At 71.0% G+C, this 22,679-nt stretch carries 22 protein-coding genes; 5 read left to right on the top strand and 17 right to left on the bottom strand.

Going from position 1 to position 22,679, the window contains the following annotated elements; genetic code table 11:
* Positions 1–48: 48 nt before the first annotated feature.
* The 3 genes from INP57_RS26150 to INP57_RS26140 form a co-directional block, all read right to left on the bottom strand.
* Positions 49–1,443 carry a NupC/NupG family nucleoside CNT transporter gene (locus INP57_RS26150; protein ID WP_200073011.1) on the bottom strand — a complete coding sequence of 465 codons (1,395 nt, stop codon included), beginning with the start codon at positions 1,441–1,443 and terminating at the stop codon, positions 49–51.
* A 233-nt stretch (positions 1,444–1,676) separates the two neighbouring features.
* Positions 1,677–2,474, bottom strand: coding sequence for an SAM-dependent methyltransferase (locus INP57_RS26145; protein WP_200073010.1), 798 nt, complete (start codon positions 2,472–2,474; stop codon positions 1,677–1,679).
* Between the two features lie 91 nt (positions 2,475–2,565).
* The gene (locus INP57_RS26140; RefSeq protein ID WP_200073009.1) at positions 2,566–2,853 is read right to left on the bottom strand and encodes a hypothetical protein; all 288 of its coding nucleotides are present in this window, start codon (positions 2,851–2,853) and stop codon (positions 2,566–2,568) included.
* 164 nt (positions 2,854–3,017) lie between these two features.
* Here INP57_RS26140 and INP57_RS26135 point away from each other — a divergent pair, with 164 nt between their 5' ends.
* Positions 3,018–4,220 (top strand): helix-turn-helix domain-containing protein, encoded by a 1,203-nt coding sequence (locus INP57_RS26135; RefSeq protein WP_295143415.1) that lies wholly within the window; start codon positions 3,018–3,020, stop codon positions 4,218–4,220.
* A gap of 74 nt (positions 4,221–4,294) precedes the next feature.
* Here the strand turns inward: INP57_RS26135 and INP57_RS26130 are convergent, their stop codons facing one another.
* The gene (locus INP57_RS26130; protein ID WP_307850287.1) at positions 4,295–4,582 is read right to left on the bottom strand and encodes a DUF397 domain-containing protein; all 288 of its coding nucleotides are present in this window, start codon (positions 4,580–4,582) and stop codon (positions 4,295–4,297) included.
* Between the two features lie 233 nt (positions 4,583–4,815).
* Here INP57_RS26130 and INP57_RS26125 point away from each other — a divergent pair, with 233 nt between their 5' ends.
* From INP57_RS26125 to INP57_RS26115, 3 genes are all read left to right on the top strand, one after another.
* Entirely contained in the window at positions 4,816–5,829 is a 1,014-nt protein-coding gene (locus INP57_RS26125) for a LacI family DNA-binding transcriptional regulator (RefSeq protein WP_200073008.1), read from the top strand.
* Between the two features lie 258 nt (positions 5,830–6,087).
* The gene (locus INP57_RS26120; RefSeq protein ID WP_233628302.1) at positions 6,088–7,437 is read left to right on the top strand and encodes an MFS transporter; all 1,350 of its coding nucleotides are present in this window, start codon (positions 6,088–6,090) and stop codon (positions 7,435–7,437) included.
* Between the two features lie 190 nt (positions 7,438–7,627).
* Positions 7,628–8,437 (top strand): SGNH/GDSL hydrolase family protein, encoded by an 810-nt coding sequence (locus INP57_RS26115; protein ID WP_200073007.1) that lies wholly within the window; start codon positions 7,628–7,630, stop codon positions 8,435–8,437.
* Here INP57_RS26115 and INP57_RS26110 read toward each other — a convergent pair.
* The 8 genes from INP57_RS26110 to INP57_RS26075 all read right to left on the bottom strand — a co-directional run bounded on the left by INP57_RS26110 (position 8,427) and on the right by INP57_RS26075 (position 15,704).
* Positions 8,427–8,600, bottom strand: coding sequence for a hypothetical protein (locus INP57_RS26110; RefSeq protein WP_200073006.1), 174 nt, complete (start codon positions 8,598–8,600; stop codon positions 8,427–8,429). The genes INP57_RS26115 and INP57_RS26110 overlap by 11 nt on opposite strands.
* Entirely contained in the window at positions 8,585–8,773 is a 189-nt protein-coding gene (locus tag INP57_RS26105) for a hypothetical protein (protein ID WP_200073005.1), read from the bottom strand. Before INP57_RS26105 ends, INP57_RS26110 begins: the two co-directional genes overlap by 16 nt.
* 200 nt (positions 8,774–8,973) lie before the next feature.
* Positions 8,974–10,143, bottom strand: coding sequence for an LLM class flavin-dependent oxidoreductase (locus tag INP57_RS26100; protein WP_200073004.1), 1,170 nt, complete (start codon positions 10,141–10,143; stop codon positions 8,974–8,976).
* Positions 10,144–10,276: 133 nt separating this feature from the next.
* The gene (gene ssuE / locus INP57_RS26095) at positions 10,277–10,837 is read right to left on the bottom strand and encodes an NADPH-dependent FMN reductase (protein WP_200073003.1); all 561 of its coding nucleotides are present in this window, start codon (positions 10,835–10,837) and stop codon (positions 10,277–10,279) included.
* Positions 10,838–11,090: 253 nt separating this feature from the next.
* A complete protein-coding gene (locus INP57_RS26090; protein WP_200073047.1) occupies positions 11,091–11,990 on the bottom strand; it encodes an acyl-CoA desaturase in 900 nt (299 codons plus the stop codon).
* Between the two features lie 286 nt (positions 11,991–12,276).
* The gene (locus tag INP57_RS26085; protein ID WP_200073002.1) at positions 12,277–13,413 is read right to left on the bottom strand and encodes a J domain-containing protein; all 1,137 of its coding nucleotides are present in this window, start codon (positions 13,411–13,413) and stop codon (positions 12,277–12,279) included.
* Positions 13,414–13,488: 75 nt separating this feature from the next.
* Positions 13,489–14,520, bottom strand: a complete 1,032-nt coding sequence (locus tag INP57_RS26080) for a flippase-like domain-containing protein (RefSeq protein ID WP_200073001.1) — start codon at positions 14,518–14,520, stop codon at positions 13,489–13,491.
* 113 nt (positions 14,521–14,633) lie between these two features.
* Complete coding sequence (locus tag INP57_RS26075; protein ID WP_200073000.1) at positions 14,634–15,704, bottom strand: hypothetical protein; 1,071 nt, start codon at positions 15,702–15,704, stop codon at positions 14,634–14,636.
* A 61-nt stretch (positions 15,705–15,765) separates the two neighbouring features.
* On the opposite strand from INP57_RS26075, the gene INP57_RS26070 reads away from it, so the two are divergent.
* Positions 15,766–15,948: a PspC domain-containing protein gene (locus tag INP57_RS26070; RefSeq protein ID WP_200072999.1), complete on the top strand. Its 183-nt coding sequence runs from the start codon at positions 15,766–15,768 to the stop codon at positions 15,946–15,948.
* A gap of 286 nt (positions 15,949–16,234) precedes the next feature.
* Here the strand turns inward: INP57_RS26070 and INP57_RS26065 are convergent, their stop codons facing one another.
* From INP57_RS26065 to iolC, 5 genes are read right to left on the bottom strand one after another with little or no spacing between them, the layout of a single operon-like run.
* A complete protein-coding gene (locus tag INP57_RS26065; protein WP_233628301.1) occupies positions 16,235–17,749 on the bottom strand; it encodes a CoA-acylating methylmalonate-semialdehyde dehydrogenase in 1,515 nt (504 codons plus the stop codon).
* A gap of 55 nt (positions 17,750–17,804) precedes the next feature.
* Complete coding sequence (iolD, locus tag INP57_RS26060; protein WP_200072998.1) at positions 17,805–19,667, bottom strand: 3D-(3,5/4)-trihydroxycyclohexane-1,2-dione acylhydrolase (decyclizing); 1,863 nt, start codon at positions 19,665–19,667, stop codon at positions 17,805–17,807.
* Positions 19,667–20,548 carry a 5-deoxy-glucuronate isomerase gene (gene iolB, locus INP57_RS26055; RefSeq protein ID WP_200072997.1) on the bottom strand — a complete coding sequence of 294 codons (882 nt, stop codon included), beginning with the start codon at positions 20,546–20,548 and terminating at the stop codon, positions 19,667–19,669. The genes iolD and iolB overlap by 1 nt, the downstream gene beginning before the upstream one ends.
* A 47-nt stretch (positions 20,549–20,595) precedes the next feature.
* The gene (locus tag INP57_RS26050; RefSeq protein ID WP_200072996.1) at positions 20,596–21,468 is read right to left on the bottom strand and encodes a Cgl0159 family (beta/alpha)8-fold protein; all 873 of its coding nucleotides are present in this window, start codon (positions 21,466–21,468) and stop codon (positions 20,596–20,598) included.
* 21 nt (positions 21,469–21,489) lie between these two features.
* Positions 21,490–22,464, bottom strand: coding sequence for a 5-dehydro-2-deoxygluconokinase (gene iolC / locus INP57_RS26045; protein ID WP_200072995.1), 975 nt, complete (start codon positions 22,462–22,464; stop codon positions 21,490–21,492).
* Positions 22,465–22,679 lie beyond the last annotated feature (215 nt).

The following is a 22,679-nucleotide window of genomic DNA, read 5'->3' as shown; positions in this document are numbered from 1 at the left end:
CCGCGAACTCCGCCCCGAATCAGGAGAAACTGCACTCCTCTCGAGCGCTCAGACGAGCATCCCGGCAATGGCCGCGCTGAGCAGGTTCGCCAGGGTGCCGCCCGCGATGGCGCGCATCCCGTACTGCGCGATCAGCGAGCGCCGCGACGGGACCAGCCCGCCGAGACCGCCGAGCAGGATCGCCAACGACGAGAAGTTCGCGAACCCGGTCAGCGCGAAGGTGATGATGATCGCGGTGTGCGGGTCGAAACTCGCCGCCTGCGGGCCGAAGTCGGTGAACGCGACGAACTCGTTGAGCACCAGCTTCTGCCCGACGAATCCGCCCGCGGCCACGGCCTCCGACCACGGCACCCCGATGACCCACATGAGCGGGGCGAAGACGTATCCGATCAGCCCCTCGAAGGTGATCTCCGGCAGGCCGAACAGCCCGCCCAGCGCGCCGAGGATCAGGTTCAGCAGCGCGATCAGCGAGACGAACGCGAACAGCATCGCGCCCACGTTCAACGCGAGCTTGAGCCCGTCGGAGGCACCGGTGGCCGCGGCGTCGATGACGTTGCGCGGTTTGGTCTCCAACGCTTCGCTGTCGTCGACGTCTTCGCTGCTGCGCGGCGCGGATTCGGTGGCGGTCGGTGCCGAGTCGTCCGGGGTCCGCGCGGAGTCGCCGGACTCGGCCGCGGGCTGCTCGGAGTCCGCGGCGAACGTCTTCGAAGGCGCCTTGCCGCGGCCGAATTTGCCCGCCACGTCGCCGAACGTGGTCGGCCGCTTGCCGTCCGCCGCTTCGGCGGAGCGCTCGGTCTCCGGCACGATGATCTTCGCCATCAGCAGCCCGGCGGGGGCGGCCATGAAGCTGGCCGCGATCAGGTGGTCCAGGTTCGCGCCCAGCAGCGCGTACCCGACCATCACCGATCCAGCCACAGTGGACAGTCCGCCGACCATCACGGCGAAGAACTCCGAGCGGGTCATGCCCTTCAGGTACGGCCGCACCACCAGCGGCGCCTCGGTCTGCCCGAGGAAGATGTTGGCGGTGGCGTTGAGCGACTCCGCCCGCGTCGTGCCCAGCACCGCGCGCAGCGCCCCGCCGACGATCCGCACCGCCCACTGCAGGATGTTCCAGTGGTAGAGCACCGCGGACAGCGAAGCGATGAAGATGATCAGCGGCAGCACTTGGAACGCGACCACGGTGCTGCCGTCGGTGGGCATCACCGGTCCGAGCAGGAAGTCGATGCCCTCCTTCGAGGAGTCGATCACCCGCTGCACGCCCGCCGAGACGGTGCTGAGCACCTGCTTGCCGGTTTCCCAGCGCAGCACCGCGAACGCGAACACGAGCTGGATGGCCAGCGCGCCGAACACGGTGCGCGGCCGGATCGCCCGGCGGTCGGTCGAGAGCGCGAACGCGACCAGCAGCAGCACCACCATGCCGCCGGCACCCCAGAGAACCTGCACGGCTGAACCGCCTTTCCGTCGATCGATTCGCGGGATGTTCGCATTCCGCCGCAGCCGTCGCTAGACCGGCTGCGGCACGGGAAATGTGGGAATGCCGACGATTTCCGTGCCGCACTCACGCTGACCAGCGGCGTTGGCATTTCCGCCTGCAAGGGGAATCAGCGCCTGCACGCGCGGAATCCGGCGCGGAAAACGGTGCGAACCAGCGCGCGTCGGTGCCGACCGCGGCGTGCTCAGCGCCGCACTCCGACACCGCCGAAGACGATGTGGTCCTGCTGCTCGTCGTCCAGCCGCTCGTCGGGACGCCAGTCGCCGACCAGCTGCGCGCCCGGCTCGACCAGCTCGAAGTCGCCGAACTGCTCGGCGATCCACGCCTTCGGCCGCGGCACGGCCGGGTTGCTGCTGCTGGCGAACAGCTTCGTCAGCTCGGCGAGCTCGTCCTGCCGCGCGTCGTTGGCGGCGCTGGTGATCGCGATCATGCTGCCGGCAGCCAGCGGTTCGCGGTAGCTGGCGACGATGTCGGCAGGCCGGTCCTCGTCCGGGATGAAGTGCAGCAGCGCCAGCATCAGCACCATCACCGGCTCGTCGAAGTTCAGCAGCCGCGTCGTTTCGGGATGTGCGAGCACGTGCTGCGCGTCGCGCGCGTCCGCGGCCACGATCGTCGCGTGGCGATTCTCCTTGAGCAGCAGGTCGCTGTGCGCCACGGCCACGGGTTCGTAATCGACGTAGACGACCGGGCAGGTGGGGTCGACCGCGTGCACGATCTCGTGCACGTTGCCGACGGTCGGGATTCCGGAGCCCAGGTCGAGGAACTGCCGCACACCGGCGTCCAGCGCGTGCAGCACGGCGCGGCGCAGGAATGCGCGGTTGGCTCGGGCGGAGGTGCCGAGACCCGGATACACCCGTTCGGCCTCGCGGGCGAACGCCCGATCGGAGGGGAAGTTGTGTCCGCCGCCGAGCAGCGCATCGTAGACGCGAGCCGCGCTGGGCGTGTTGATGTCGACGTCCTCGGGAACCCACTGCCGGTCCATCCCCGCTCCTCCGATCGCCTCGTGAATGCGGTTCAGGATGCCGCAAACCGCGTCGCGATCGGTCTCGGGATGATCACGAAGTGGCGGTGCGTCAGGTCCCGTCGTCGATGGCCGGGTTGTCCTGCGTGGAGCGTTCGGCGGCGATGCGGACGCAGCGCATGCACGGCATTCCGGTGGATTCCTCGATCAGCGACGGATCCAGCGGCATCCCGCACAAGGTGATCAGCACGCCCCGCGGGGTCCAGGCGGCTGCGTGCACCACGCGGGAGCGTTCGCCGACGACACCGGCGCGGTAGCGCACGTTGAGCACGGTTCGTTCGGGGGGCGGTTCGGCGCCGAGCACTTCCGGCTCGGATCCGGATTCGCGGGATGCGGACACGTCTATCACCTGACTTGGTAACGGTAGGTGATCGCTTTCTCCGCAATCTACGGCTCTCCGGCACTATGGAGTGACAGGCTTGTGACAGTGCGCGCACCGGGTGCCACACCAACGTGTGTCACCTAGTCTGGTGTTCCGCAACGGACGTGGACGGAAGGAGCACGGTGGCTCGGCCGGATCAGGGACTCGCCCTCGGTGAGCGGGTCGCGATGGCGCGGAAGGTCGCCGGGCTCAACCAGCAGGCGCTGGCGCAGCGCGCGAACTACAGCACCAGCATGGTCCGCGCCGTCGAACAGGGCAGGGAGCCCGGTTCGCCCGCGTTCGTCGCCGCCATCGCCCGCGCACTCGGCATCGAGCCCGAAGAGCTCTACGGCCAGCCGTACCGGCAGACCCTCGACGACGACGGTGGCGTGCCACCGGGTTTGACGGAACTGCGCACGCTGTTCGCCGAAGGCCGCTACGCGGCATCGCTGGACCCGGGACCACCTGCGGAACTGGCCGCCGAACTCGCCAAGGCGAGGAGTTTGCGGCACTCCGACCGGGCACGTCAAGGCATCGAGCTGACTCCGGCGCTGCTGCGCAGGCTGGGCGGCGCGGTGCGCGAGGCCACCACGGACTCGGCGCGCGAACGCGGCTACCGCCAGCTCGCGCAGGCATACGCCAACACCGCGCAACTGCTCTACCGGTTCGGGTGGATCACGCTGGCCACCCAGGCGGTGGATCAGATGGAGAACTCCGCCGAACGCAGCGACGATCCGCTGCTGGCCGCGCACGCCGCTCAGCACCGCGCGCTGATCCTGATGTCCTGCGCGGCCTACGACACCGGCGCGAAGCTCGTGGGGCATTCGCTGAACCTGTTGGCGGCGCGGCCCGAAAGCGAGGAAGTGCTGGCACTGCGCGGATCGGCGCACCTGCGCGGTGCCATGATCGCGGCGCGGGACTGCGACGTGGCCCGGGCTCGGGAGCACATCGCCGACGCCCGCGCGATCGGTGCGCGCCTCGGGCATTGCTCGAGCGCTTACGACACCAACTTCGGCCCGGGCAACGTCGAGATCCACGATGTCGCGGTCTCGCTGGAAGCGGGTGATCCGGGTCGCGCGGCCCGCGACGGCTTCGCGCTGGAACTGCCCGATGACATGCCGGCCAACCGCATCGGCCACCACTGGCAGGACGTGGCCCGCGCCTGGGTGCTGGCAGGCGACCACGGCAACGCGCTGCGCGCGCTGAACAACGCTCGCCGCATCGCGCCGCAGCAGACCCGCTACCACCCGCAGGTGCGCGAAACCGCCCGCGCCATCGCCACCGCGGAGCGCCGCAAGTCCGACAGCATCGCGCACTTCACCAACTGGCTCGGCCTGAAGGTCTGAGCCGTTCGGCACCGCAACGCACAACGCCCCGGAAACGCGCACGGCTTCCGGGGCGTGGCAAGGAGTTGTGCCGTTCAGTGGTGGTAGCGGCCGTCCTTGATCGCAAACAGGAACGTCGACCACTGCTCACCGTTCGCGGTGAAGTGCCCGGCGGCGCGGTCCTTGGTGTCGCGAACGGCAGCACCTCCGTCGGCGGTTCGGCTGATTTCTACGCAGTTGTCGTTCGGTCCCGAGCGGGTGGACTTCTTCCAGCGGGTGATCGATGTCTTCATTTCCGGTCGTTCTCCAGTCGTAGAGGAACGTTGGACCGCGGAAGTGCTCAAGATGGATCGTGGGCGCGCTTGCTCGAACTCGAACAGCACGAACGCGCCATTATGCGCGAGCGTCCATCGCATGGCGCTGGCGGGAAGTACGTGCAGTGCGACGCTCGGACCGTCCGCGCCCCACCTCCACCGCTCCAACGGCAAGGAGTGAACGGACTGTTCGTCCCACTAGATTGGTCGAACGGTCCGTTCACTCGGCGCGGTGCTGCGGCGCTGGCGAGGTGTGGAGGCCGCTGCGCAGCGGTCGGCCCGCATTCGGCACCCTTGGAGGCATGGTCAGCATCAAGGACGTCGCCGAGCGCGCCGGGGTTTCGGTGGCGACCGTGTCCAACGCGCTCAACCGGCCCGACCGGGTTTCGGTGCGTACCCGCAGCCGGGTGCAGTCCGCGATCGACGAACTCGGCTACGTCCGCAGCGAATCCGCCCGCCAGCTCAGAGCCGGGCACAGCCGGATGCTGGCGCTGCTGGTGCTCGACATCGGCAACCCGTTCTTCGTCGACGTGGCTCGCGGTGTGGAAGCCGCGGCGCGGGAGCAGCAGCTCGGCGTGATGCTGTGCGACTCCGCGCAGGATCCGGCCGCCGAGGCGCTGTACCTGTCGCTGTTCGCCGAGCAGCGCGTGCGCGGCGTGCTGGTCACGCCTGCCGACGAGCACGGCACGAGCTTGGATTCGTTGCAGCGGCAAGGGATTCCGTCGGTGCTGGTGGACCGGAAGATCTCCAGCGAGCGGTGCTGTTCGGTCTCGGTCGACGACGTCGCCGGGGGAGCGCTGGCGGTGCGGCACCTCGTCGATCACGGGCATCGGCGGATCGCCTACGTCAGCGGATCAGCGCACCTGTCGCAATGCCGGGATCGCCATGTTGGTGCGCTGCAGGCGTTTCGCGACTGCGACTTGGACGAAGATCTGCTGAGCACGATCGAGGTACCGGCGCTGGACGTGGCCTCCGGGCGCGACGCCGGCTCGCGGCTGCTCGGTCGGCCGGACCGGCCCACGGCGGTGTTCTGCGCCAACGACCTGCTCGCGCTGGGGTTGTTGCAGGCGCTGTTCGCCGCGGGCGTGCGGGTGCCGGAGGACATCGCGCTGGTCGGCTACGACGACATCGAGTTCGCCTCCGCCGCTGCCGTGCCGCTCACCTCGGTGCGCCAGCCCGCCTACCGCATCGGGCACAAAGCCGCCGAGCTGCTGCTGGCCGACACCGCCGACGCCGAGCAGCACGTGCACCAGCAGGTCGTCTACGAGCCGGAACTGGTGGTCCGCCGCTCCTCGCTGGCCAAATCCGCGGACTGAGCCGGAAACTTCCGCACGCTGCTGCGCCCGACACGCCCGCGCCACCGCAGAACTTTCCGAGTGAACGGAACTTTCGTCCCACTAGATTGGTCGAAGAGTCTGTTCACTCCAATTCGGCACGGGGTGGTGTCCCCGGATGGTGGTTGATCGGGCGAGTCGGCAGGTCTAGCGTCACGGCGATTCGGTGTTTCGCGGGCGTGTGTCGGGACGTTTTCGGTCGGCGGGCGGCATTCAAGGGCGAATGGGGGAGTGGCTCCGATGGACATCGCTGCAAGCAGTGCGCCGGAGGAAGGCGCGGACTCCGGCGCGACCGGCGGCAAGCCCAGCCGGAAGATCTGGAAGTGGACCGCGCTCGCCTCGATGGCCTCCTACATCGACGCGGGGTCGATCGTCGCCGCGGCGGCCGGACTGCCGCTGTGGGAGAGCTATCTTGGGCTCGGCGCCGGCACCGTCGGCCTGCTCACCGCGTTCAGCTCCAACGCGATCTCCGCGGCCATCGGCGCGCTGATCGGCGGCAGGCTCGGCGACCGGTACGGCCGCAAGCGCATCTACGCCTGGGACCTGCTGGTGTTCGCGTTCGGCATCCTGTGGATCGTGTTCGCGGTGAACACGCCGATGCTGTTCGTCGGCTACGTCATCGTGGGGCTCGCGGTCGGTGCCGACCTGCCGACCTCGCTGGCGCTGATCGCCGAGTTCTCGCCCGGTCGGTCCCGCGGCAAACTGATCGGGCTGACCCAGGTCGCCTGGAGCCTGGGGCCGCTGGTGACCGCGCTGCTGGCGTTCGCCTTGGCGCCGCTGGGATTGCTCGGCGTGCGCATCGTGTTCGCGCACCTTTTCGTGGTCGCAGTGGTCACCTGGTACCTGCGCCGGAGCATGGTCGAGTCCGCGCATTGGGTGCGTGCCCGCGAGCGGGCCCGCGACGCCGGGAACCCGGTGGCGCTCGGACGGCTGCGCGACCTGTTCACCGGGAACAACCTGCGGGCGCTGGTGTTCACCGGCGCGATCTACGTGCTGTGGAACACCGCGGCGGGAACCGCGGGCGCGTTCCTGCCGTACATCCTGCAGCGCGCCGGCAACGCCGATCAGGCGACGAGCGTCGGGATCCAGGTCCTCAACTACGCGCTCACGATGCTCGCGGTCGCCTTCGGCTTCATGCAGCTGGCGGACGGGCGGCGGCGCCGGACCGTTTTCGCCGCCGGATCCCTCATGCAGGTGGCGGCGTTCGGCTGCTTCGTGTTCCTGCCGATCGGGACCGGAGTGGCGGTGGCCAACGTGGCGCTGTTCGGCATCGGCGCGGCGTTCGCCGGCGAGTCGTTCTACAAGCTGTGGTCGCAGGAAATGTTCCCCACGATGTTGCGCGCCACCGCGCAGGGCCTCACGTTCGCGTTCGCCCGGATCTTCCTGGGGTTCTGGAGCCTGTTGGTGCCGCTCATGATCGCCTCGTCATTCGGGGTGGCGGGCATGTCCGCGATCATGATGGGGATGCTGGTGCTGTTCTCCGTCATCGGGCTGCTCGGGATGCCCGACTCGGCGGGCCGCTCGCTGGGCGAACTGGAGCAGGGACCGTCCACGCCGGGCACCGCCGAAGGTGTTGAATCGAACCGGTAAAATGATCGACTCAGCGTAGTCGAATTGCGCATGATTCCCTCGATCGAATGGCTTTCCATTCATTTTCCTGGGCGTCGCCGAGAAAGTCGCTTAATTGTTACCGGCGGCAATGCGCCAAATCTCCGATGGCGCCGCGGCCTCGACGTTCAATCGATCCGTACGGCCCACATTTCTTCGTGCGGAGGGTTCCATGCGTCAATTTCGGGGGGCTGCTCGCAGGTTCGCGGCAGCCGTAGCGGTCAGCACCGTCGCCGTCGGCACAGCGATGATCGGCACACCGGCCTACGCCGCGGAAGCGCACTACGCGGCGCTCGGCGACTCCTACGCCTCCGGTACCGGCACCAGGGAGTACTTCGAGGACAGCGGCGACTGCCAGCGCGGCCCCAAGGCGTACCCGCAGCTGCTGGCGGACGCGAACAGCCCCGCGTCGTTCGAGTTCGCCGCTTGTTCCGGGGACACCACCGACGACCTCAACGCCGGCCAGCTCGGCGCGTTGTCCGCGGAGACCACGCTGGTCACGGTGCAGATCGGCGGCAACGACGTCGGGTTCGCCAAGACCATCAGCAGCTGCCTGCTCGGCAGCGACGAGGGCTGCGCCTCCGCGGTCGCCGCGGGCGAGGCCAAGGCGCGCGACGAGCTGCCCGGCAAGCTCAAGACCACCTACGACAACATCCGCGCGGCCGCCCCGAACGCGGAAGTCGTGGTCGTCGGCTATCCGCACGTCAACGAGCTCGGCGACTGCGACATCCCCGGCTACACCGAAGCCAAGCGCAAGAGCATCAACGCAGGGTCGGACGTGCTGGCCGAAGTGATCTCGGCGCAGGCGGAGTCCGCCGGGTTCAGCTACGCCGACCCGCGGGAGAACTTCGCCGGGCACGGGGTGTGCGGCGGCTCCGAGTGGATCAACGGGCCGAGCAGTCCGCTGACGGAATCCTTCCACCCCAACGTGGCCGGCCACGCCGAGGGCTACCTGCCGACCGTGCAGTCGATCACCGGATGACGCGCTGCTCCGGCGCTCGCCGCTCGCGGGCGCCGGAGCCCGGCTCGTTGACGGCGGGCTCGGGTGCGATCGGCGCGTCCAGCCAGCGGCCGAGCCGCCGCACTCCGGCGTAGCCGAGCGCGGCGGCGGACCCGAGCGCGGAGAGGATCACGAATCGGCGCACTGCGGAACTTCCTTCCACTCGTGCGGAACGCTGAGGTGGTGCGCGGTGAGCATCACCGCGAGCGCCTCGGCGAGCTCGTGCCACTCCTGCTGCAATCTGCGCCGCTGCCCGGGATCGCTTTGCTGCACGGTCTCGATGACCTGACGGATGCTGGTCGGGGCGTAATAGGTCACGTCGACTCCATCGAGTGGGCGGGTGCGGGCCGCCGGGTTTGCCGAGATCGGAGGCGGACGCTACAAGATCCGCGCACCGGCTCGGGCCGATCGACCCGCGCTCCACTCGGATGAGTGATCAGGCGGCCTACCGCCAGGAGTCCCGTGCTCGAGACGGGCTGAACCTCTTGCGGTTCAGCCGACGCACCAGGAGTTCCGGATCAGGAAGCGGGCGCGGGTTCCGGCGATCCGGCGAACGGGATGCTCTGACCGGCGGTTTCGCCGGAGACGCCCGCCGGGTGCTGCCACAGGCCCTTGCGCTGCAGGATCGGCAGCACGCCCTCGCCGAACCAGTACGCCTCCTCCAGGTGCGGATGACCGGAGAGGATGAACTCGTCCAGGCCCAGCGCGTGGAACTCCTCGATCCGTTCGGCGACCTCGGCGTGGCTGCCGACCAGCGCGGTGCCCGCGCCGCCGCGCACCAGCCCGACCCCGGCCCACAGGTTCGGGTAGATCTCCAGATCCGAGGCGGAGCCGCCGTGCAGGTCCAGCATCCGGCGCTGGCCCTCGGACTCGCTGCGGTTGAGCCCCGCCTGCACCTTGTTGATCGTGTCCCGGTCCAGCGCGCCGACCAGCCGCTCGGCCTCGGCCCAAGCCTGCTCGGAGGTGTCCCGGCTGATCACGTGCAGCCGGATGCCGAACCGCGGTTTGCGCCCTTGCGCAGCCGAGAGCCCGCGGATCCACTCGATCTTCTCGGAAACCTTCGCGGGCGGCTCGCCCCAGGTCAGGTAGACGTCGCTGTGCTTGGACGCGACCGTTCCGGCCGCAGCGGACGAACCGCCGAAGTAGACATCCGGCACCGGGTCCGGGGTCCGGGTCAGTTCGGCGCCTTCGACGTGCACGTGCGCACCGCTGAAGTCGACCCGCTCACCGCGCCACAACCGGTGCACGACCTCCAAGAACTCGTCGCAGCGCTGGTAGCGGCCCTCCTTGTCCAGGAAGTCGCCGTAGGCGCGCTGCTCGTGGCTTTCGCCGCCGGTGACGACGTTGAGCAGCAGGCGCTTGCCGGAGTGGCGCTGATACGTCGCGGCCATCTGCGCGCCCAGCGTCGGCGAGAGCAGCCCGGGGCGGAACGCGACCAGGAACTTCAACCGCTCGGTCACCTCCGCGAGCATCGCGGTGGTCAGCCAAGCGTCCTCGCACCACGCGCCGGTCGGCGTCAACGCCCCCTCGAAGCCCAGCTGCTCGGCGCTGCGCGCGATCTGGCCGAGGTAGCCCAGCGTGGCCGGGCGCGATCCGGCGGCGGTGTGCGTGGCCACGCCGTGCCCGCCGCCGACCAGGTAGCGGCTGTCGCCGTAGGTGGGCAGGAACCAGTGGAAGGTGAGTGACATCAGGCTTTCTCCCGAGAAGTGGTGGGGCCGCGTCGTCCGGACGGGGCTCGGCCGGTGCGGCTCATCGCGCGGGCGCAGCACCGGGTGAGCGGTCTGTTCGCTCAGCTGGATCGGTCGAGCTCGGCACCGCCGATCACGCCGAGCGCCCGAGCACGCTGTCGTGCGGGACGCCGTCGAGGGCCTTGTGGAACTGCTCCAGCACGTCGTCGAGCGGGCCCGCGCTTTCCTCGTGGATGGTGAGGTCGTCGCCGGTCACGGTCAGATGCTTGTCGATCAGGAAGAAGCTCTGCACCACGTGCCGCGCGCCGAGCGAACTCACCACCGGGCGCAGCGCGTAGTCCAGCGCCAGCACGTGCGCCACGCTGCCGCCGGTGGCCAGCGGCAGCACCGCCTTGCCGCCGAAGCCGAACTGCGGCAGCAGGTCCAGGAAGACCTTCAGCAGCCCGGAGTACGCGGCCTTGTAGGTCGGGGTGGCGAGCACGACGCCGTCGGCGCGGCGCAGCTGCTCGACGGCTTCGGCGATCTCGGCGTCCGCGGTGTCGGCGCTCAGCAGCGCTTCGGCGGGCAGCGTGCGCAGCCGCAGGTGCTGCGCCGGGCGGCCCTCGGCGGTGAGGCGGCGGGCGAGGTGGTCGGCTACTCGTTCGGTCTTCGAGGTCTTCGACGGGCTGCCGGAGATGACCAGGACGGTGGACACGGGTTCTCCTCACCAGGAACGGCCGGTGGGGTGGGCGCGCACCGGCGGTCGAATGACTGTCCACAAAGGAGAGAACTGCGCGCGGGCGCCGCTCTCAGTCCCGGCAGCGACAGCCCTGCGTCGCCACGCGCAGCAGATCCACGTGGCGTCGTCTGGTGAACAGGGCGGGTAGCACGTCGAGCATCGCAACACCGGCCCGGAAAAAGTGTCAACCGCCGGGAACGCAATCCCAACCGGCGGAACCGGGATTTGATCAGTCCGCCGCGCCCCGGCGCAGCCGGGCCACCCGGCGCGGCGTCGGCCACTTGACGTGGCTTGCCCAGCCCAGCTTCTCGAACAACCAGATCACCCGCGCGGAGATGTCCAGCTGCCCGCGCCGCACCCCGTGCCGGGCGCAGGTCGGGTCCGCGTGGTGCAGGTTGTGCCAGGACTCACCCATGCTCAGCAGCGCCAGCGGCCAGAAGTTCGCCGCCTTGTCCCGGCTGCGGAACGGCCGCTCGCCGATGATGTGGCAGATCGAGTTCACCGACCACGTCACGTGGTGCAGGAACGCCACCCGCACCAGCCCGGCCCAGAAGAACGCCGTCCACGCGCCCCACCAGCTGCCGGACACCGCGCCACCGATCACCGCCGGAAGCAGCAGCGTGGCCAGCGTCAGCGGCCCGAACAGGCGGTGCACCAGGCGGATGTCGCGGTCGTTCATCAAGTCCGGGGCGAACCGTTCCCGGTTGGTGAGATCCCGCTCGAACAGCCACCCCATGTGCGCATGCCAGAACCCCCGCGCCAGCGCGACCGGCGAGGTGCCGAACGCCCAGGGCGAGTGCGGATCGCCCTCGCGGTCGGAGAACGCGTGGTGCCTGCGGTGATCGGCGACCCAGTGCATCACCGGGCCCTGCACCGACATGCTGCCCGCCACGGCCAGCGCGATGCGCAGCCAGCGCTTGGCGCGGAACGCGCCGTGCGTGAAGTAGCGGTGGAAACCGACCGTCACGCCGAGGATCGTGATCACGTAGAACCCGCCGGCCAGTCCCAGGTCCCACCACGTCAGGCCCCAGCCCCACAGCAGCGGCACCGCCGCCAGCAGCGCCAGGAACGGCACCAGGACGAAGATGTAGACCGCGAAGTGCGCGGCCGAGGACCGCTGGCCGGACATCAGCGGAGGACGGCGGCGGGCTCCTGCTGCCTCGGTGAGTGCTGCGTCGTCGGTGAGTGCTGCTTCCTCGGTGAGTGTTGCGTCCGCAGTGGCAGCAGCGGTCTCGGTGCGTGCCGGATCCGCGGTACGAGCGGGCTCATCGGAACTGCCGCCGGTGGCGGAGAACTGGGGGCTGACCATCGCGCGCTGACCTCCCGGACTGGCGAAATGTCGGGAACCCACGTTCCTGGTACCCGGCCACCTCGGGCAACGAACCCGGACTCACACGATGGTGAACAGTGCGGGCTCAGTGCGTGACGACCTGCGCGAGCAACGTCGAGAACGCCTCGCGGTCCACCGTCGCCGGGTCGTCGGCCAGCCACTCGCCGAGGTCGCAGACGAAGTCCTCCGGAGTGGATGTCTCCAGCACCGCGTCCGCGTCCGGGTCGCCGATGGTGATCTCGCCCGCGCGGTTCGGGTACAGCAGCAGCACCCCGCGGACCTCGACTTCGGGCAGCAGCGCCTCGAACGCCGCGACGCCCTCGGCGAGGCGGGTGGTGCCGCCGCGGAACAAGTGGCCGTTGCGGTAGACGGTGCCGTCGTCGTCGACCTCGTAATGGCCGGGCAGCCAGCGCTTGGAGTCCACCAGCACGAGCCGCCGCCCGCACAGCACAGCGTGATCGACGTCCGCGAACACCGAGCCCGGCCAGGCCAGTCCGTGGAAGATCCGCGCGCCGGGCAGCCGGGTCAGGTGATCGGCGAACAGCTCCGCCGAGTGGCGCTTGACCGCCTCGTCCGCGGCGACCTCTTCCTCGGCCGTGCCGCCGAAGACCACGCCGCAGAAATCGGCGTCGAACAGCCTGTCCGTGCGCCGCGACTCCAACAACCGCCGCAGCAGCACCAGCACGACGACACCGGTCGCCACCAGCACCGACAACCACAGCGCCAGCACCACGCCGGAAAGCCCGACCAGCAGCCCGGCCAACGCCAGCAGGACCCAGCCGCCCGCCAACGCCATCGTCGCGGTGCGGTCCGGCGCGGTGACCGGTACGTAGCGCACCCGCTCGGCCGGATCCACCTCGTGCCACCACGGGACGTCGCCGGGTCGCAGGTCCACCGCGGGCGGGGTGAATTGCGGATCGTCGCCGAAGTCCCGGCGGCCGGGGCGGTAGACCCAGCGGCGCGACGCCGCACGCCTGCCCTGCGCGGGCGCGGGGTCGGCCGGTTCCGGCTCCGGTTCGGCCGTGGTCTCGCCGTCGTAGTCGGCGCGGCGCACCGGGTCGGTCAGCGTCTCGTAAGCCAGCTGCAACATCCGGAAGGTGCCCGCGGTGCCGCCGACGTCCGGGTGCATGGTGCGCGCCAGCGTCCGGTACGCCGTCTTGATCTCCGCGGCGGACGCCGATCTGTCCACGCCCAGCAACTCGTAGTAGTCGACCCCGCGCACGAAACTCCGTCCACCTCCCGCGACCGGTCGGCCACGATCGCGCGGCCATGATAAGCGCCGCCGCCCCGCTCATGATCACCCGTGGGCCGCGCCGCGCAACCGGTTCCGCTGTCCGGGTGAAGCGCGCAGTCGCCACGCGAGCAGACCACCCACGGCCAGCGGCAACCAGAACACGAACACGCGGAACACCAGCACCGCCGCGGCCGCCACACCCACCGGCACATCGTAGGAAGCCAGCACCGCCGTCGCCCCGAATTCGACGAATCCGAGCCCGCCGGGCAGCACGCCGACGATGCCGAACAGCGTCGACACCGCGTAGGCCACCAGCGCCACCAGCGGCCGGTCACCGGCGCCGACCGCCGCCAGCGACGCCCACAGCACGGTTGCGCCCAGCAGATCCACCAGGACTCCGAAGCACACCGCGGGCACCGCCGACCACGGGTGCGCACGGATCGCCGCCACCGCGTCGTAGAAGTCGTCGGCCTGCGCGGTGTCGCGCTGCCGCGGCGGGCGGCGCAGCAGGCGGTCCAGGGTCCTGCCCGGCCACACCCACACCCGGCGCAGCACCTCGCGGCTGCGCACCGCCGCCACCAGCGCCACCACCCTGCTCAGCAGGCCGGCGGCGAACAGCACCACCGCGGCGATCTCCGCGCGTTCGATCTTGCCGTCCCAGCACACCACGGCCATGCCCGCGGCCAGCGTGACCACGAACGCGACTTCGGCGGTCTGCGCCGCCGCGAGGTACGCACCGGTGACCCGGCCTCCGCCGCCGCGCCTGCGGGCGTCCGCCGAGAACGCCGCCAAGCCCGCGAGGTTCCCGGACTTCACCGCCAGGTTCAGCGCCAGCGATGCCACCGTCACCGGCAGCAGCCGCGCGAACTCCCGATAGCCGCCCGCGCCGGTGACTTTCCGCGCCGCCAGGTGCAGCAGCACCCAGTTCGCCGTCCAGACCAGCAGCACGAGCACGCCCGCGGTCAACCACGCGCGGTCGGCGTGGCGCAGCGCGCGGCCGGCGGCGGGGAGCTCGTGCCGGTCGGCGTAGATCAGCGCGGCGATCGCCGCTACAACTGCGATCGTCGCGATGACGCGCAACCAGCGGGCGGTCATGCGACTCAGCTTCGCAGCGGTGCCGATGACCCGCCACGGTGCCGAACGACCTGCTCAGGGCCGTCTGCTCGGTCCGGTGCGGCGGCTCAGCCGGTGCTGCGTCCGACCCGGCCTCAGCCGCGGGCCGCGTCGTAGCGGCGGCGCGCGGCGTTGCGATCTCGGCGGGCGCGGGAGACCCGGCGGTCCGTCTCGCGCAGCTGCGTGCCGAGGTCGTCGAGTTCGCGGCGCAGCTCGTCGCGGCGGCGCTGCTGCTCCTCGCGTTGCTGTTCGGCCTGGTCGAGTTCGGTCTCGGCCTGCTGGAGCCGGGCCGCGGCGGAGTCGGCGTCTTCGGCGGCCGAGCGGGATCGCTTCGCGGTGCTGCGGCGGGATCGGCCGGTGCGCTTCCGGCCGGGGCGGGTGGCGCTGGAGCTGGGGGAGTCCGCGGCCGGCTCGGCTTCCGCCTCGGAGCGTTCGGCGTTCCGCCGGTGCGCTCGGGGCCCGGACTTCGTCCCGGCGCGGCGGGAATCGGCTCGGTCGCCTTCGGCGCGATCGGGCTGCTCGGTGGATCGCCGGTCCGCTGCGCGCTGCGGCTCTCGTTCGGACTGCTCGGTCTTGCGGCGGGCTCCTCCGCCGGATTCGGCGCCGCGCCGCGCGGAACCGCGCTTTCGTCGCGGCCGCTGGCTTCCGGCGCCGGAACGCCGCACTGCCGCCGCCGAGAGCTCGTCCAGGCCGAACCCGCTGTACTCCAGCGCGCTGCTGAGCACGCCCTCCCGGACCTGCCGCGCCGAGTCCGGTTCGGCGACCGCGGCCGACAGCGTGCTCTCGACCTGGCGCCGTGCCTGCTCGCCGAACCCGCGGCCGCTGCCCTTGACGAGCTGCCCGGCTCGGTCCAGCAACCGCCGCACGAGTTCATCGCGCCGCTGGTCCAGCCGCCGGATCTCGTCGCCGCGCAGTTCCCGCTGCGCGGTGCGCAGCCCGTCGCCCACTTCGATCAGCTCGGCGACCGCATCGGCGTCCTCGACGGCCAGCCGGTTCACCGCCCACGCCGCCGTGGTCGGTTTGCGCAGCGCCCGGATCGCCTCGGCGCGCTGCTCGTCGCCGTCCCGGCGGGCCTGCGCGACGTGCCGGTCGCGGGCCGCGACGAACTCCGCCGGTTCGCCGCGGTAGAGCTCCCGTGCCACGTCGAGGGGCGCTTCGATGGCCATCGTCCCAGCTCAGCACGTGCGAGCCGGGCGAACCAGCCGGGATGGCGGGACCCTTGCGGACATGAGCAAAGCACTGCAACGCCCCCGCAGCGGCACCATGATCGCCGGCGTGTGCGCGGGCCTCGCGCAGCGGTTCGGGTGGAACACCACGCTGGTGCGGCTGATCTTCGTGATCTCCTGCGTGCTGCCCGGACCGCAGTTCGTGATCTACATCGCGCTGTGGATCCTGATGCCCAAGCAGTAGCCCGCGGGCCGTCGAGCCGAGCGAACGGACCGCTCGTCCGAACCGGGCCGCTCACTCCTGGCGAAATGCGAAAAACCCGCTGACTCCTGGAGCCAGCGGGCCTTTCCACATCGGGCGACCGAGGCGGCTTGCCGCCCCTCCCTTTTGGCCGCCCGGTAGAGCCGGGTCCGATCGGTGTAGGCGCCTGCGACCGGCCCGGCCAGCTCGGCGGGGTCCTGCTGGGACACACCGTATCCGGTCGAGGGCGGTCAAGCCCATGACTCGCCGACGGCGATGTCCGCGGAATTCACGTGTTCTGCGGGAACCCGAGGTCGACGCCGCCGTCGCTGGGGTCCGGCCAGCGGGTCGTGATGACCTTGCCGCGGGTGTAGAAGCGGATCCCGTCGGTGCCGTACATGTGGTGCTCGCCGAACAGCGAGTCCTTCCAGCCGCCGAAGGAGTGCGTCCCGACCGGCACCGGGATCGGCACGTTCACCCCGACCATGCCCGCCTCGACCTCCAGCTGGAACCGGCGCGCGGCCCCGCCGTCGCGGGTGAAGATCGCGGTGCCGTTGCCCCACCGCGAGGAGTTGATCAGCTCCAGCGCCTGCTCGTAGGACCCGGCGCGGACCACGCACAGCACCGGCCCGAAGATCTCGTCGGCGTAGGCGTCCATGTCCGGGGTGACCTTGTCCAGCAGGCTCACCCCGACGAAGAAGCCGTCCTCGTGGCCGGGCACCCGGTAGCCGGTGCCGTCCACCACGACCTCAGCGCCCTGCTCGCGCGCCTGCGGCACGTAGGAGGCGACCTTCTCGCGGTGCTCGGCGGTCACCAGCGGCCCCATCTCGGAGGACTCCTGGTCGCCGGGGCCGATGCGCAGGTTCCGCGCCCGCTCGGCGATCCTGCCGACCAGCTCGTCACCGATCGGGTCGACCGCCACGACCACGGACACCGCCATGCACCGCTCGCCCGCCGAGCCGTAGGCGGCCGAGACCGCGGCGTCGGCGGCCTGGTCCAGGTCGGCGTCCGGCAGCACCAGCATGTGGTTCTTCGCCCCGGCCAGCGCCTGCACCCGCTTGCCGTGCGCGACCGCGGTCTGCTGCACGTACTGCGCGATCGGGGTGGAGCCGACGAAGCTCACCGCGTCGACGTCCGGGTGGGTCAGCAGCCGGTCCACCGCGATCTTGTCGCCGTGCACCAGGTTCAGCACCCCGTCCGGCAGCCCGGCCTCGGTGGCCAGCTCCACCAGCCGCACCGTGGCCGACGGGTCCTTCTCGCTGGGCTTGAGCACGAACGCGTTCCCGCAGGCGATGGCCAGCGGGAACATCCACATCGGCACCATCGCCGGGAAGTTGAACGGGGTGATCCCGGCGACCACGCCCACCGGCTGGCGGATCGACTCCACGTCGACCCGGCTGGAGACCTCGGTGGAGGTCTCGCCCTTGAGCAGCTGTGGGATGCCGCAGGCCAGCTCCACGATCTCCATCCCGCGGGCGACCTCGCCGAGCGCGTCGGAGTGCACCTTGCCGTGCTCGGCGGTGATCAGCTCCGCGATCTCCTCCCGGTGCCGGTCCAGCAGCTCGCGGTACTTGAACAACACCTGGGTGCGCTTGGCCAGCGAGGACTTGGCCCACTCGCGCTGCGCCTTCGCCGCCGAAGCGACCGCGGTGTCCACCTCGTCGACGCTCGCCAGCGGCAGCCGCCCGGTCTGCGCACCGGTCGCCGGGTTCGTCACCGCCTGGAACTCGCCCGAGGTGCCCTCGGCCGCCTTGCCGTCGATCCAATGCCGGATGTGCTGAATGGCCATTCCCTCGGTTCCCATCGTGATCGTCCTGTGCGCCCGGGCGCGCGCCCGCACGGCCACCGGCGCGCGCAGGTTACAGGTAATGCCGCTGGTCGCGGCGGTTGTGGTCGTACTGCTCACGTGCCGCGCGGGTGCTTTCCAGCGCGGCGACCTCCGCGACCGGGACGTCCCACCACGCCTCCGGCGGCAGCTGCTTCTTCGCCGGATCGGTCTCCACGTGGACCGCGGTCGGCCGGTCGGCCGCACGGGCGGTGCGCAGCGCCTCGCGCAGCTCGTCGACGGTGTCCGCGCGCAGCACGTCGACGCCGAGGCTGCGCATGTTCGCCGCCAGGTCCACCGGCAGCGGCTCGCCGGTGAACCCGCCGTCGTGGTCCCGGAACCGGTAGGCGGTGCCGAACCGCTCGGCGCCCACCTTCTCGGACAGCCCGCCGATGGAGGCGTAGCCGTGGTTCTGCACCAGCACCGGGATGATCTTGATGCCTTCCTGCACGGCGGTGACCAGCTCGGTCGGCAGCATCAGGTAGGTGCCGTCGCCGACGAGCGCGAACACCTCGCGGTCCGGGGCGGCCAGCCGCGCGCCGATCGCGGCGGGCAGCTCGTAGCCCATGCAGGAGTAGCCGTACTCCACGTGGTACTGCCGCGGCTCCTTGGCACGCCACAACTTGTTCAGGTCCTCCGGCAACGACCCGGCGGCGTTGATCACCACGTCGCGGTCGTCGAGCACGTCGTCCAGCGCGCCGAGCACTTCGGCCTGGCCGGGGCGTTCGGCGCCGTCCGCGGCCTTGGTCACCCGGTCGACCACCCGGGACCACTTCTCCGCCGCGGTCGCGTACTCCCGCGCGTACTCGTCGTCCACGCGGTGCCCGGCGAGTCGTTCGGCGAGGTCGGTCAGCGCTTCGCGGGCGTCGCCGACCACCGCGGTCGCGGACTGCTTGTGCGCGTCCATCCCGGTGATGTTGATGTTCACGAACCGCACGTCCGGCTCGGCGAACAGGGTGTGCGAGGCGGTGGTGAAGTCCGAGTAGCGGGTGCCCACGCCGATCACCAGGTCCGCGCGCCGCGCGATGTCGTCGGAGGCCGACGTGCCGGTGTGCCCGATCGAGCCGAGCTCGCGCGGATCGTCGAAGCGCAGCGAACCCCGCCCGGCCTGCGTCTCGGACACCGGAATTCCGGTCGCTGCGGCGAATCGGCGCAGCGCTTCCTCGGCGCCGCTGTGGTGCACGCCGCCACCGGCGATGATCAGCGGGCGGCGGGCCGCGCGGATCCGTTCGGCCGCCGCGCGCAGCGACTCCGGGTCGGCGCGGGGGCGGCGCACCGGCCAGACGCGCTCGGCGAAGAACTCCTCGGGCCAGTCGAACGCCTCGGCCTGCACGTCCTGCGGCAGCGCGAGGGTGACCGCGCCGGTCTCGGCCGGGTCGGTGAGCACCCGCATCGCCTCCAGCGCGGACGGGATCAGCGCCTCGGGCCGCCAGATCCGGTCGAAGTAGCGCGAGACCGGGCGCAGCGCGTCGTTCACCGACACGTCGCGGGCGTGCGGCACTTCGAGCTGCTGCAGCACCGGATCGGCCGGGCGGGTCGCGAACACGTCGCCGGGCAGCAGCAGCACCGGAAGGTGGTTGATCGAAGCCAGCGCCGCTCCGGTGACCAGGTTCGTCGCGCCCGGGCCGATCGAGGTGGTGCACGCGTAGGCCGACATCCGCCCGCTCTGGCGCGCGTAGCCGACCGCGGCGTGCACCATCGCCTGCTCGTTGCGGCCCTGGACGTAGGGCAGCTCCCGATCCTCCAGCAGCGCCTGGCCGACCCCGGCCACGTTGCCGTGCCCGAAGATTCCCCAGCATCCGGCGATCAACCGGGCCCGCACGCCATCGCGCTCGGAGTGCTGCTGCGTCAGGAACCGCACCAGCGCCTGCCCGACGGTGAGCCGTCGCGTGCTCATCACCGCTCTCCTTCCGGAGCCGCGTACAGCGGCAGCCGCGCGTCCACCGGCAGCTGCGCCCAGGTGTCGCGCACCCACGCGTGCGCGGGGTCGTCGCAGATCAGCCACGCCCGGTCCGGCGACGGACCGGCCATGACGTTGAGGTAGTACATGTCGTAGCCGGGCACCGCCATCGACGGGCCGTGCCAGCCGTCCGGGATCAGCACCACGTCACCGCCGCGCACCTCGGCGAGCACGTCGGTCTCGCTGTGCGGCCCGGACGGGTAGACGCGCTGGTAGCCCATCGCGTCCGAGCCGCCGTCGAGCTCGAAGTAGTAGATCTCCTCCAGCGCGGACTCGCCGTCGCGTTCGGTGTCGTGCTTGTGCGGCGGGAACGACGACCAGTTGCCCGCGGGGGTGAGCACCTCGACCGCGATCAGCCGGTCCGCCTCGAACACGTGCGCCGCGCCGAAGTTGTTGACCTGCCTGCTGGATTGCCCGGCGCCGCGCAGCTCCACCGGGACCTCCGAGGCCGGGCCGTAACGCGCGGGCAGCCGCCGCTCGCAGCGGGCACCGGTCAGCGCGAATTTTCCGCCCGCTGCGGACGAAATCCGCACCTGCGCGTCGCGGGGCGCGTAGGCGAAATCGGTGACTCCGCGGAAGACGCTCTGCCTGCCGTGCAGCTCGAACGCCTCGCCGTCGCAGTGCACCGTGCAGCTGCCGGACAGCGGCAGCACGATCCACTCGCTTTCGCCGGTGCCGAACTCGTGCTGCTCGCCCGCGGCGAGGTCGAGCACGCGCAGCGACGAATAGCCCCACCCGGCCGACGCGGGGTCGACGTGCACCGCGTAGTCGCCGCGCGCGGCCGAGCCCGCGGGGAGGTAGAAGCTCTTGTCCGCCAAGACCCGCTCCAATCCTGTCTTGCGCCGAACTCGTTGTGGATTCCCGTTCACAGCAAGCCGACCGCGGTGTCCACAGCGGACGCCACGTCGCCGTCCGGCGGGTACAGCAGGCTGCGCCCCACCACCAGGCCGTGCACGTTCGGCAGCCGCAGCGCCTTGTGCCAGCGCTCGAACGTCGCGTCCTGGTCGGCGGCGACCTCGCCGCCGAGCAGCACCGTGGGCAGCGTCGTGGACTCCATCACCGGCCCGATCCGGTCGATGTCGTCGATCACCGGCACCTTCAACCAGGTGTAGGCCGAGGTGCCGCCCAGCCCGGAGGCGATCGAGATCGAGCGGGTCACCGCTTCCGCGGACAGGTCGTTGCGCACCTTGCCGCCTTCCCGCCGGGACAGGAACGGCTCGACCATCGCCATCAGCCCGCGCTCGGCGAGCTCGTTGACCGCCTGCGCGGCCCCGGTCATCGTCGCCAGCGAACCCGCGTCGGCGTAGTCCAGGCGCAGCAGCAACTTGCCGCCGTCGAAGCGCAGCCGCTCGATGTCCTGCGCCCGGTGGCCGGTGAACCGGTCGTCCAGCTCGAACGACGCTCCTGCCAGGCCGCCGCGGTTCATCGAACCGATCGCGACCTTGTTCTCCAGCGCACCCAGCAGCAGCAGGTCGTCGAGCACGTCCGAGGTGCCCAGCACGCCGTCCACTCCGGGCCGCTGCAGCGCCACGCACAGCCGTTCCAGCAGGTCCAGCCGGTTCGCCATCGCCAGCGCGTCGTCGCCTGCGCCGAGCGCGCCGCGCGCGGGATGGTCCGCGGCGACGATCATGAGGCGGCCGGTGTCGCCGAGCAGCGGGCGCCGGGCGCGGCGCTGCGCGGCTTCCCGGACCGCTTCCGGGCGGGTGGCTCGCACCCGCGTGAGTTCGCTGATCCGCATGGGGCGGTGCTCGCTTTCGACTCAGGCGCTCGGCGCCTGGGCTTTCGGGGAGTCGGGGGAGTCCGGTGGCAGCAGGGCGTCGACCTCGTGCTCGTGCGGCATCGCCGAGGAACAGGCCAGCCGGGAAGCGACGAGCGCGCCCGCGGCGTTGGCGAACCGCATCGTGGGCGCCAGGTCCCATTCGCCGAGCAACCCGTGGCACAGCGCGCCGCCGAAGGCGTCGCCGGCACCGAGCCCGTTGACGACGTCGACCGGAACCGGCGGCGCGACGGTTTCCTCGGCGCGGGTGCGCGCGAGCACGCCCTTCGGCCCCTGCTTGACCACGGCCAGTTCCACGCCCGCGGCCAGCAGCGCGTCCGCGGCGGCGTCCGGATCGCGGGTGCCGACGGCGGTTTCGCACTCGTCGACGTTGCCGACGGCGACCGTCACGTGTTGCAGCGCTTCCCGGTACCAGCGCGTCGCTTCGGCGTGGTCGGGCCAGAACATCGGCCGCCAGTCCAGGTCGAACACGGTGGTGCCGCGCTTCGCCCTGCGCCGCAGCGCGTCCAAAGTGGACGACCGGCTGGGTTCTTCGGCCAGCCCGGTCCCGGTCATCCAGAAGATCCGCGCGGCCGCGACGGCGTCCAGATCCAGCTCCTCGGTGCGGATCTCCAGGTCCGGCGCTTTCGGGTAGCGGTAGAAGTACAGCGGGAACTCGTCCGGCGGGAACAGCTCGCAGAACGTCACCGGGGTCGGATACCGCTGCACGGCCGTGACCCACCGGTCGTCCACGCCGAACTCGCGCAGCTGCGCGTGCAGGTATTCGCCGAACGGGTCCGCGCCGGTGCGGCTGATCAGCGACGTGCTGCGGCCGAGCCGGGCCGCGGCGATCGCGACGTTGGCCGCGGTGCCGCCGAGGTACTTGCCGAACGAGGAGACCTCCGCCAGCGAGACGCCGGTCTGCAGCGGGTACACGTCCACGCCGAGGCGCCCCATCGTGATCAAGTCGAACTGCATCGGCTGCTGCCCTCCTGGCGCGGGGTGTCGCGGTGCGCGGCCGGAGGCCGCTGCGGTGCGCAGTCGTGTCTACTCGGCCCGCTCGCCGACTGTCAATATAATGTCCGGACATACTTACTTAAGCACGTCTTGTTACCGTGGCGTGCGTGACCTCGACGCAGCGCCCGACCGGCAAGGGACCCGCCGGCAAGGGCTCGGCAGGCAAAGGCCCCGCG

The organism is Saccharopolyspora galaxeae, from assembly GCF_016526145.1.
Classification (GTDB): Bacteria; Actinomycetota; Actinomycetes; order Mycobacteriales; family Pseudonocardiaceae; genus Saccharopolyspora_C; species Saccharopolyspora_C galaxeae.
The sequence above is the reverse complement of the archived record's forward strand: the minus strand, read 5'-3'. Positions and strand labels throughout refer to the sequence as shown.